This is a genomic window from Gemella sp. GL1, from assembly GCF_013415365.1.
Classification (GTDB): Bacteria; Bacillota; Bacilli; order Staphylococcales; family Gemellaceae; genus Gemelliphila.
On record NZ_JACBYB010000015.1, the window covers coordinates 54,221 to 66,684 of the forward strand.

Sequence of the window (12,464 nt, forward strand, 5' to 3'; positions counted from 1 at the left end):
TAAAAAATGAGGATAGGTAAGATTATGTTAAAGGTGAATAGATTTGTTGTGGAATATACATTCAATTATTAATAGCAATTTTAGTTATATTAATCAGATTTTATAATTAAACTAGTTTTGTGATAATGAGTAATATATAATTTTAATAAGTATTATTAGTTGTGTAGCTTTTTAGTAAGAATTGTATTAAGTAATGAAGTCTATGAGATGGTAATAAAATGAAAAAAGAAATAGTAAAAAATATATTATTGACACCAATTGAATGTAAAAAAGGATATAAAAGTATTATTTTAGAAAATAATATAATAAAAACTTCACAAAAATATTATTCTACAGCAGATGAGGATATGTCGGATATAGCGATAGGTTTTTATGAAATATTATATAATGAGCTATTGAATAATGCTTACATTTTAGCTGGGGATAGAATAAAAGATGAAAATTTTGCAGGAGATACAATCAATACATTTAATACAATTGCAAATATTATATTAAAAGATAAATCTAAAGAGCATCGTAGTCCAATTGAATTTTGGCCAGAGTATTTGAAAAAATATGAAAAAAATTATTCTTGTTTAGCAAATTTTTGGCTTATACCAACGAAACATGGAAGAAGAAGTCCAAAGTTAAATAGATATGATGCAGTTGAAATATATCTTTCAGAAGTAGGTAGACGTATTAAATTAAAAGAAGATTATTTTAATAATTTTACATCTTTAGAGGAATTTTTAGATATACATTATTTAAGTTTAGAAACTATAGATACAGAATTATTATATGAATTCTATCGTAAAAAGGATATAAATAAGGGACCTAATGTTGTAAATGAGATTGAAAAAATGATAGAATTGAGAGCTGAGAAAATGAGTCAAGATGAAATTATGTGTAATAAGCTATATGAGTATTTTATGAAGCTTAACATAATTAAATAAGCTAATAAATAATAGTGAAGTCAATCAGTATAGGCTAGCTTTTTATTTACTATTATGCTTTATAAATATGGTAAAATAGAAGTAGAAATAATGATTTTGGGAGATACTTATGTCAAATAAAATAATAGTGAAAGATTTGGTTAAGGCTTATGGAGAAGGAGAGTCACGAGTTTTAGCCAATGATAAGATAAATTTTGAAATTGAGGAGGGGGAGCTTGTTGTTATACTAGGGCCCTCTGGTGCAGGAAAGTCAACTTTATTAAATATTTTAGGAGGAATGGATAAGGCTACATCTGGTTCTATAAATGTATTTGGAGATGAGTTGACAACTTTTAGTGAGAACGAGTTGACAAAATATAGAAGAGATAGTATAGGTTTTGTTTTTCAATTTTATAACTTAATACCTAACTTAACAGTTTTAGAAAATGTAGAACTTGCTAGTGAGATAGTAAAAGATGCACAAAACCCTGCCAAAATTCTAGATAAAGTAGGATTATCTGAAAGACTTAATAATTTTCCTGCTCAAATATCTGGAGGAGAACAACAAAGGGTAGCTATTGCTAGAGCAATAGCAAAAAATCCATCAATTCTTTTATGTGATGAACCTACAGGGGCTTTGGATCACAATACAGGAAAAGATGTTCTTAAGATATTAAAATCTTATGCTAAGGAAAATGGAAAGACTGTTATTATAATTACACATAATGCTGCTATTTCCCAAGCTGCTGATAAAGTTATAGAAATTTATGACTCTAAGGTAAGGGATATATTAGTAAATTTAAGTCCTAAAGATATAGATGGGATTGAGTGGTAGCAATGAAAAAAACAAATTTAGATTTAATAAGAGAAATTTCGAAAACCAAGTCTAAGTTCATTTCTATATTGGTAATAATGTTTTTAGGAGTTTTTGTATTCACAGGTCTTAAAGAAACACCACCAGCAATGAGAAATTCAGTTAACACCTATTTCAAAGAAGTTAATATTTATGATTTGCATATAAGTAATGATAAGGGACTGAAAGAGAATAGTCTAGATATTTTGAGAAACAATGATAAGGTTGACTCCTATGAAATTTATTATAAAAAAGAGGCCGATTTAGAAAATTTCTCCAGAAAGGTAGATTTATTGTCCTTACCTAAAGATATTGCTAAAACTAAATTGGTAAGTGGTAATTATCCTAAAGATAAGAATGAAATTTTACTTACGGAAGCATTAATATCTTCTTACCATATAGGAGATAAAATTAAGGTAACTTATAAGGATAAGGATAATAAGGATATAGATAAAATTTATACAGTAGCAGGTTTTGTTTATGGAGCTCATGCACCAGCTTCAAATTCTAATAATAAGGCTAACCAAATATTCTTTGCTTATGTTGATGAGGAAGATGTAGCTGCGGATATTTTTTCTGGAATAAATGTTTTATTGAAGGCTATTGATAGAAGTGACTTTAGTAAACAAACATATTATCAAGATATTAATAAGGTAAGGGATGAGTTAATTTCTAGCTTTGCAGATCTTGCTAGTGAAGAAGAGGAAGAATTCAAAAAGAATGCTATTATTACCTGGCAAGCTAATAAAAATAAATTAGATGATGCTAAAAAAGAGCTAGAAGTTAGAGAAAAATCAATTGAATTTCTTAAAAATGTTTCTGTTGAAAGATATCAAGATGCCAAAAATGAACTAGATAACAATAAAAAGAAATTAAATGAGCAAGAAGAGACTTTGATCTTATCTAAAAATCAAATTGATGAATACAAGTATCCTAGATATATGATTAATAATATAAAAGATGATGATATGTATAAACAATTTATTAATTCTATGGATTCATTAATGTCGATTGCTAATATTTTTTCAATCTTTTTATTTTCGGTATCAATTCTTGTAACTTTAACAACAATTAGTCGTATGGTTGAAGAAAATAGGATTAATATAGGAACTCTAAAATCATTAGGTTTTTCAAATTGGATAATAGCTAAGAAGTATTATCTATATGCTATTTTATCGGCATTAAGCGGAGCTGTATTAGGGCTTATTTCATCTTACTTTGTTATAGTTCCCTTAGTATATGATTCTTATGCTAGATTCTTGATATTTAAGAATGTAATATTAACAGTGACAATACCTACTATATTTATGGCTTTAGTAATAGTTTTAGTTTGTATACTAGTTGCTGTATATATTCCAATTTCTAAAATATTAAGTGAAAGAGCAGCGTATTTATTAAGACCCAAAGCACCCAAAGCTGCGACAAGAATCTTATTAGAATATATTCCATTTATTTGGGCAAGATTATCATTTTTAAGAAAAGTTACTTTTAGAAATATATTTAGATATAAGGTAAGGATGATAATGACTATCTTTGGAATAATGGGGTCTTTAGCTCTAATGTTTATTGGGTTTGGAATAAAATATGGAGTTCAAGATATAGCTGCTGAGCAATTTTCTAGGATAAATAACTATCAATTAACTGCATCTTACAATTCTAATTCTAGCAAACAAGATATAGAAAATCTTGACAAGTTTATAGAGGAAAAATCTAAATCATATAAAAAAATTAATTTATCAAGGGCGACTATTGAAAAAGATAATACAGTACAAGATAATATGTCTATTTATGCAATAGGAGAAGAGTTAGAAAATTATATTGATTTGTATAATACTGAAGGAGATATTAAGCTAGATGGAAGTGGGGTAGTAATTAATGAAAAGTTAGCCTACCTACATAACTTGAAAGTAGGGGACACTTTTGAAATAGTTTGGAATCAAGAAATTTATGTATTAAAAATTTCGGCTATAAATACAAATTATTTTGGGCACAATATTTATATGACATCAGATTATTATAAAGAAATTTTTGGTAAAGATTATAGAACTAATACATATTTGATTAAAACAGATAAGGATAAGATTACCCAAATAGAAAAAGATTTGGAAACTAACGATTTCATATTAAGAATCCAAAATACGAGTAAATATGAGGATTTACTTGAAAATGTAGTCGAAGGAATAGATATGATTGTTTTAGTACTTGTATGCTGTTCAACAGCCCTGGCTTTAGTAGTTTTATATAATCTTATTAATATAAATGTATCTGAGAGAATAAGAGAATTGTCTACCATAAAAGTTTTAGGATTCTACCCTGTAGAAATAACAAGTTATGTATTTAGAGAAATTTTATATCTAGCCATAATAGGAATTATAATCGGAAACTATGTAGGATATCTATTTTACAAAAAAATAATTTTAGACTTAGCAGCTAGACATATGATGTTTGAAACTAGTCCATCTATATATGTATATATTCTATCTAGTACAATTACTGTAATAATTTTACTTGTATTAATGTTTATAGTTCATAGGAAATTGAAAGGTATTAATATGGTAGAAGCACTTAAAGGTGTAGAATGATTAAATTTTTTAAAAAAAAACTAAATTTTCTGAAAAAACTATTTAAAAATAAGTAATTAAGTGATATAATGAAGTAAATAACTCAATTTTAAGGAGATAAGATTATGAGATTTTTATTTGCAGGAGCAGGGGCATTAGGTGCTAGATTTGGTTTTATGTTGCATCAAAATGGAGAAGATGTAACCTGGATTGATACATGGAAAGAGCATGTTGAAAAAATTAGACAAGATGGATTAAAGGTCATTATTGATGATAAGGATCTGGGTAATTTTCCAATTCCTATTTCATATCCAGAAGAACTAAGTGGAGAATTTGATGTAGTATTTGTTGCTACGAAATCAATGCAATTAAAATCAATGTTGGAGTCAATTAAGCATGTTTTTAAACCAGACACAAAAGTAATTTGTATTTTAAATGGATTAGGACATGTAGATACTTTAAAAGAGTATGTGGATCCAGAAAATATTTTAATTGGTGTTACTCTATGGACAAGTGGATTAGGTGGACCTGGGGTTCTTAATGCTCATGGAACTGGTAAAACAGAAGTGAAGCAAGTAGAAGAAAGTGATAAATCAAGATCATTAGAAATAGTAGATGTTTTAAATAAATCAGGTTTAAACATGGTTTACTCTGATAATGTTTATCAATCTATTTGGCACAAAGTAGGACTTAATTGTGTGTTTAATTCATATTGTACAATTATAGACTGTAATATTGGAGAATATGGTTCTTATGAGGGCCATCAAAGATTAACAGATATGATTCTTAATGAGGTAGTTGCTGTTGGTCGTGCAGAAGGTGTAGATGTTAAGTATGATGTAATTTCTGGAAATATTAGTAGGATATTCCCACCGGAGTTAGCAGGTTTACATTATCCATCATTAACTCAAGATATGAAAAATGGACGCTTAACGGAAATAGATTATTTAAACGGTGCTGTATCTAAATTGGGAAGAAAACATAATATTCCAACACCTGTTTGTGATCTAGTAACAGAATTGATCCATATTAAAGAATTTTTAGGTGGAAATAAATAATAAAAATAAAACTTCGTTTTTAATGAAAAAATAATTTAATTACGCATTAAGTTATTTTTCTAAGAAAACGAAGTTTTTTCTAGAATATTGTATCAAATGAATATTATTATAAAGAATTTAAAAGACTATCAATTAGTAATGTATAATTTAATATTAGTATATGATTAATTATGTAGGAAACTTACAGAAATAACAGAAGATGGAAAACGAAATGAACTTAGGGGAGTTATAAAAAGAAGTGATCGGAGAAAAGCAACAAGAAAAATACTTGAAATCTTAAAGGGAAGTGAAAATTTATACGAAACAAGCCAGAAAATAGAAGAACTATTAAAATAGGACTTCTATAATGCAAAAACTAGTCAGTAGTTCTTGTAGTAATCTGTTGGGTTTATGGCAAAACAAGGGCAAAAAAGCAATATTATAATAAATATACGAAAGTTACTTAAAATAGATATTAAAGTATTCAAAATAGCAAAAGATAATTACATAATAGAAGTGTACACGGTATGTTACTGTAGAAAAAAATAGAAAATATGATTGCAGAATTAGTTGAAAAATTAAATAAATATTATTTAAAAAATTTTAAATAAAGTAAGTGTAGTTACAGAATTAAGAATTTTTTAACCTTGTCTTAGATAATTGGAAATTAAGAGAAATCTTAATAAAAAATTAAAACGTTATTTTACGGTTTTTAAGTTCATTTATTGTTGTTTTAATTAATAACGTTTGTTATAATAGATAACAATAGATAAGAGATAGGAGCTTTATAATGAATAATCATGAATTTATTTTAGTATTGGATTTTGGTAGTCAATACAATCAATTAATAACTCGTCGTGTTCGTGAATTGGGTGTTTACTCTGAGTTACACGATAATGAAATTTCAATAGAAAAGATTAAAGAAATGAAGCCTAAGGGGATTATTCTTTCTGGTGGACCCAACTCAGTTTACGAAGAAGATTCTATGACGGTTGATGATGAAATCTTTAACTTAGGTATACCTGTTCTAGGTGTTTGTTATGGTATGCAACTTATGCAACATAAACTTGGTGGTAAGGTAGAATCAGCTACTAGTCGTGAATATGGAACCAACCCTATTGAAGTTAAAGAGGGGGCGAGACTATTTCAAGGAACTCCTGTTACACAAAATGTACTTATGAGTCACTCTGATAAGGTGGTAGACCTTGCTGAAGGATTTGAAATTGTAGCATCAAGTTACAATTGTGCAGCTGCAGCTGCACAAAACGTAGAAAAAAACTTCTACTGTGTTCAATTTCATCCAGAAGTAAATCATTCTGAATATGGAAAAGATTTAATTAAAAATTTTATCCGTGAAATTTGTGGATGTACAGGTGACTGGACTATGGATAAATTCATAGAAGAAAATGTAACAAAAATTCGCTCTAAAGTTGGAAATGATAAGGTTTTATGTGCTTTATCAGGTGGTGTAGATTCATCAGTAGTTGCTGCTTTGTTACATAAAGCAATTGGAGACCAATTAATCTGTATGTTTGTAGATCACGGATTATTACGTAAGGGAGAAGCTGAAAGTGTAATGGAAACTTTCGGTGAAAAATTTGAAATGAATCTTATGAAGATTGATGCACGTCAAAGATTTATGGACAAGTTAAAAGGTGTATCTGATCCAGAGAAAAAACGTAAGATTATCGGAAATGAATTCGTATATGTATTTGATGAGGAATGTGCTAAGTTAGATGATGTACCATGGCTAGCACAAGGAACATTATATACAGATGTTATTGAATCTGGTACAAAACATGCTCAAACGATTAAATCACATCACAATGTTGGGGGATTACCAGAGGATATGAAGTTTGAGTTAATAGAGCCACTGAATACTTTATTTAAAGATGAAGTTCGAGCTTTAGGAGAAGCCCTAGGACTACCTAAAGAAATCGTATGGCGTCAGCCATTCCCTGGACCAGGCTTAGGTATCCGTGTACTTGGAGAAGTTACTGAAGAAAAGCTTCAAATTGTCAGAGATAGTGATTTTATTTTAAGAGATGTTATTGCTAAGCGTGGATTAGAAGGAGAAGTATGGCAATACTTTACAGCACTCCCGGATATTCGTTCAGTGGGAGTTATGGGTGATGTCCGTACCTACGACTATACTGTAGTAGTTAGAGCTGTAACAAGTATTGATGGTATGACTGCATCTTGGGCACATATTCCATTTGATGTGTTAGAAGAAATTTCAGCAAGAATTGTAAATGAAGTAGCTCATGTTAACCGAGTAGTTTATGATATTACATCTAAACCACCAGCAACGATTGAGTGGGAATAATAAACAAGGAATAACTTTGGCTAAAAATTCTTAATTCAATGATATGAAGTTGTAAAAAACAATATTTAAGATAATATAGTTCAAATTTGTCAAAGGTTGATCTAGGAAGCTCTAGCAAGGGCTTCTTTAATTTGAATATGAAGAGATTTATGAATTTTAATATATTCGTCAATAGAAATACTATTAAATCTAGTTATAGTATGCTATAAAATATGATACTTATTATTTTGAAGATAGGTCTATTAGAGTAATTTATTTAGAAAGGTTTATACTGCATAATGAAAAATAAACAATTTATAACTATATTAACATTAATAGCTTTATTTTCTGGAGCAAGTTTGAACTATGTTGGTGCATCAGAACCAGCTACGACAAATACTGCTAAAGTTATGGAAAATCAAGAATCGACTTCGAAAGCTGAAGATGTACAGGTAACGGTAAGTGGTAAGGATGGACAGGCTCGTGTTACTGTTAATTCAACAAAAGATATTGCTAATGCAACACTAGTTGTAACGGTAGATGGTCAAAATGTTGAATATAAGATTGATAGTATGAAAGCAAATGAATCAAAAATTTTTAATGTTCAATTGCCGAAAAACTGTCAAGATCCAGCAACACAGACTGAGCCACGCGAACTTACTCTTGCGCCAGTAGGACATAAAGTATTGCCTAAGACATCAGCAGAAGTTTTATCTGGAGAAGTAATGTCATCTGCAGTAGTGATATGTGGTCAAAATGTATCAGCAAAAGTAATCTATGATTTGGTTCCAAAATGGACATTAACTGAAACAACATCTACGGCTGTAGCAACAGAAACTTCTAAGACAGAAGAGGAAACAACAGAAGCTCCTAAGTCTGAAGAAACAACAACAGAAGCTCCTAAGTCTGAAGAAGTAACGTCAGAAACATCTACGGTTGGAGCAACAGAAACTTCTAAGACAGAAGAAATGACGACAACAGAAGCTCCTAAATCTGAAGAAGTGACGTCAGAAACATCTACGGCTGTAGCAGCAGAAACTTCTAAGACAGAAGAAATGACGACAACAGAAGCTCCTAAATCTGAAGAAGTGACGTCAGAAACATCTACGGTTGGAGCAACAGAAACTTCTAAGACAGAAGAGGAAACAACAGAAGCTCCTAAATCTGAAGAAGTGACGTCAGAAACATCTACGGTTGGAGCAACAGAAACTTCTAAGACAGAAGAGGAAACAACAGAAGCTCCTAAGTCTGAAGAAGTGACGTCAGAAACATCTACAGTTGTAGCAACAGAAACTTCTAAGACAGAAGAGGAAACAACAGAAGCTCCCAAGTCTGAAGAAGTGACGTCAGAAACATCTACGGCTGTAGCAGCAGAAACTTCTAAATCTGAAGAGGCAACAACAGAAACTCCAAAAACTGAAAGAAAGCCAGAAGATGAACACAAAGTTGATATTGATTTAGATGATGAAGATACAATAGTAGTAGAAACTGAAACAACAAAAACTTCTAAATCTGAAGAGGAAACAACAGAAGCTCCAAAAACTGAAAGAAAGCCAGAAGATGAACACAAAGTTGATATTGATTTAGATGATGAAGATACAATAGTAGTAGAAACTGAAACAACAAAAACTTCTAAATCTGAAGAGGCAACAACAGAAGCTCCAAAAACTGAAAGAAAGCCAGAAGATGAACACAAAGTTGATATTGATTTAGATGATGAAGATACAATAGTAGTAGAAACTGAAACAACAAAAACTTCTAAATCTGAAGAGGCAACAACAGAAGCTCTAAAAACTGAAAGAAAGCCAGAAGATGAACACAAAGTTGATATTGATTTAGACGACGAAGATACAATAATAATAGATAGTTCAACAATAAAATCTCCTGTAACAACAGAGGCACCAAAAACAGAAAAGTTTGCAACAGAAAAAGATCATGTTGTGCATATTCACTTACTAGAAGAAACAACAGAAGAACATAGAGCTGATGTTCATATAGATTAAAGTGTGGTAAATAAGAACTAAGTTATATTAGTATTTTATCGATTTATCTATCTTAAAATTGAGATAATAGAAGTTGATAATAGTCCGATCATATCATATTAATGTGTATGATAGGACTATTTTTATATAAATAATTTTGTATAGAAAATTTATAGTATATTAAATTTAATGGGAGAAGAAAAATGAAAATTAGATTGTTACCCGCACTAACAGATAATTATATTTACATTTGGAAAGTAGGAAAAAAGGCGGTTATTGTTGATCCAGGTGAGGCAAAATGTGTTTTAGACTATTTAGAAGAAAATAATTTAGAGGCTGGGGCTATCTTAATTACTCATGTTCATTACGATCATGTTGATGGAATAGGAGAGATAGTAGACAACTATCCAAATGTAAAAATTTATGGGCCGAAGGAAGTTAAACATTTAGCTGAAAATATACTTCAAGATGGAGATAAGTTTGATTTATATGGATCAGAGATAAAAGTGTTTTTAACAGCAGGACATTCAGAAGGGCATATCACATACCTAGTAGATGGAAAACATTTATTATGTGGAGATGCTTTATTTTCTGCAGGTTGTGGAAGAATATTTACGGAAAATTATGTAGCCGGATATAAATCTATGGAGTTTTTCAGGAATTTAAATGAAGATGTTAAAGTTTATAGTGGCCATGAATATACTTTGACTAATTTAAAATTTTCTATGACACAAATTTCAGACGATTTTGTAAAAAAATATTTTGAAAAAATGAAAAGTAATATAGACAAAGGATTTGCGAGTCTACCATCTACAATAGGTATAGAGAAAAAAATTAATCCCTTACTTATGGCAAACAATATAGAAGAATTTATTAGATTAAGAAAATTAAGAGATAATTTTTAGAAAATAAAAAAGGTCTGATAAAGTCAGACCTCAGTATTATCTAGATATTTTTTTATAGTAATCGCAAGTTCCTTATTTGATTTTACAAAACTCTTAGTACTTTCTGGGTTAAGATTTTCGATTTCTTTAAAGCAAGCAAATAATTTACTTCTTAAGATGTTTTCTAACTCTTTTCCTTGTTGAGTAAGCTTTATATAAAGCTGTCTTTTATCATTTTTTGATTTATATCTATGGATATATCCTTTATTTTCTAATCTTTTAAGTAAAGGTGTTAGGGTATTACTAGATAGTTCTAACTCTTTACCTAAATTAATAAGAGTAATGGGAGAAGTTTTCCATAGTATTACTAAACTAAGATACTGGGTGTAGGTTAAATCAAACTCCTGTAAATTCTTAGTGTAAAACTGATTGAAAAGACGATTTACTTGGTAAAAAGAGTAACAGATATGTTGAGATAAGTCGAGATTTTCCATTTATTTATCCTTTCAAAATTTACTAATTACAATACTAACATATATTATTTCTCTTGACAAAAAAATAAAATTAAATTAAAATAAATGATCGTACGCGACCGAATAGCAGTTATTTAGCTTAGATGCGATGAATAATATTGAGAAATAGTATTCTTAGGAATATTTTCTCTATAATTCATAAATCCGCCTGCTTAATTAGTAAATAAGATTAGTTATTAATTTTGTAAGGATTAAGAAGTATATGTTTTTAACATACTTTTAGCTATCATAGTAGCTTTTTCTATAAGATGCTACGGTTTATAGATTAAAATTGCAGTACACATAAAAATTACCCATTAGATTATCACCGATAGATAATTTATGATAGAATTATAAAAAATAAAGGAGAAAATTTATGTCGATAATAACAAGTATTTTATCAACTTTAGTAGCTTTAGAGTTTGTATATATTTTTTATTTAGAAACATTAGCAACAAATTCCGATTCGACAGCAAGAGTATTTAAAATGTCTAAAGAGGAATTAAGTAAACCATCTATAAATACCTTATTCAAGAATCAAGGGGTATATAATCTTTTAATAGGATTACTTATTTTAGTGGCTTTATTTATATATCCAAGTGTAACTTGGCTAGGCTTACTATTAGGATATGTAATTTTAGTTGCCATCTATGGTGGTTTAACAAGTGATAAAATGATAATTTTAAAGCAAGGCGGTTTAGCAATTTTAGCTTTATTAAGTTTAATATTCTTATAAAATTCGGATAGATAAAGTACTACAGAGTAATTAAGTAGTTATTCATTACGATTATGTAAACTAAAATAGTTGGTTACTAGAGTTTAGGAGACCATGTATGTAAGTAAATTATCTTTTTCTAGAATTATTATATGGTTATAATGGTCAGTTATTATTAAAATAACTGACCTATTTTTTAATTCGTATAGATACTTTGAAAGTAATACGATGGAAATGTAAAATATTTGACTATGTTTATAAAAATATTAGAGTATATAAATTTTATATGCATAAGTTTCTATGATGGTAGAAATAATAAAAAATTAATTTGTAAATTAATGTAAAAATTTATTTAAGAATTTATTCTAAAATTGTAAGTAAGAATATTATTTTAGAAGGAATTTAAAAGTATGGTTAAGATAGATAATTAAAAAAAATAAATTATAAGTACTTGACTTCTTAAAATTATTATGTTATATTTTAAGTAAAGTATGTATAATATTTAATTTTTAAGAAAGGATAAATTTATATTGATGAAAAAAAACAATAAACAATTTATAACTATATTAACATTAACAGCTTTATTTTCTGGAGCAAGTTTGAACTATGTTGGTGCATCAGAACCAGCTACGACAAATACTGCTAAAGTTATGGAAAATCAAGAATCGACTTCGAAAGCTGAAGATGTACAGGTAACGGTAAGT

Annotated in this window: 9 protein-coding genes; 8 read left to right on the forward strand and 1 reads right to left on the reverse strand. The window is 28.9% G+C overall.

The annotated features are described in order from the left end of the window. The first annotated feature begins 218 nt into the window (after positions 1-218). The 7 genes from HZY82_RS04385 (at position 219) to gloB (ending at position 10,554) form a co-directional block, all read left to right on the forward strand. Positions 219-932 carry a hypothetical protein gene (locus HZY82_RS04385; protein WP_179938809.1) on the forward strand — a complete coding sequence of 238 codons (714 nt, stop codon included), beginning with the start codon at positions 219-221 and terminating at the stop codon, positions 930-932. Positions 933-1,041: 109 nt separating this feature from the next. After that, positions 1,042-1,746, forward strand: a complete 705-nt coding sequence (locus HZY82_RS04390; RefSeq protein ID WP_135156951.1) for an ABC transporter ATP-binding protein — start codon at positions 1,042-1,044, stop codon at positions 1,744-1,746. Positions 1,747-1,748: 2 nt separating this feature from the next. Then, the gene (locus HZY82_RS04395) at positions 1,749-4,346 is read left to right on the forward strand and encodes an ABC transporter permease (RefSeq protein ID WP_179938811.1); all 2,598 of its coding nucleotides are present in this window, start codon (positions 1,749-1,751) and stop codon (positions 4,344-4,346) included. Between the two features lie 104 nt (positions 4,347-4,450). Then, positions 4,451-5,383, forward strand: coding sequence for a ketopantoate reductase family protein (locus tag HZY82_RS04400; protein ID WP_179938816.1), 933 nt, complete (start codon positions 4,451-4,453; stop codon positions 5,381-5,383). A gap of 769 nt (positions 5,384-6,152) precedes the next feature. Then, on the forward strand, positions 6,153-7,688 hold the full coding sequence (gene guaA, locus HZY82_RS04405) for a glutamine-hydrolyzing GMP synthase (protein WP_179938819.1): 1,536 nt from the start codon (positions 6,153-6,155) through the stop codon (positions 7,686-7,688). 278 nt (positions 7,689-7,966) lie between these two features. Beyond that, the gene (locus tag HZY82_RS04410) at positions 7,967-9,670 is read left to right on the forward strand and encodes a hypothetical protein (protein ID WP_179938821.1); all 1,704 of its coding nucleotides are present in this window, start codon (positions 7,967-7,969) and stop codon (positions 9,668-9,670) included. A 182-nt stretch (positions 9,671-9,852) separates the two neighbouring features. Then, positions 9,853-10,554: a hydroxyacylglutathione hydrolase gene (gene gloB / locus HZY82_RS04415; RefSeq protein ID WP_135157426.1), complete on the forward strand. Its 702-nt coding sequence runs from the start codon at positions 9,853-9,855 to the stop codon at positions 10,552-10,554. A 23-nt stretch (positions 10,555-10,577) separates the two neighbouring features. Here gloB and HZY82_RS04420 read toward each other — a convergent pair whose 3' ends face one another. Further along, positions 10,578-11,027 carry a MarR family winged helix-turn-helix transcriptional regulator gene (locus tag HZY82_RS04420; protein WP_135157428.1) on the reverse strand — a complete coding sequence of 150 codons (450 nt, stop codon included), beginning with the start codon at positions 11,025-11,027 and terminating at the stop codon, positions 10,578-10,580. A 394-nt stretch (positions 11,028-11,421) separates the two neighbouring features. Here HZY82_RS04420 and HZY82_RS04425 point away from each other — a divergent pair, with 394 nt between their 5' ends. Continuing rightward, positions 11,422-11,781, forward strand: coding sequence for a DUF1304 domain-containing protein (locus tag HZY82_RS04425; protein ID WP_135157431.1), 360 nt, complete (start codon positions 11,422-11,424; stop codon positions 11,779-11,781). Positions 11,782-12,464: the final 683 nt, after the last annotated feature.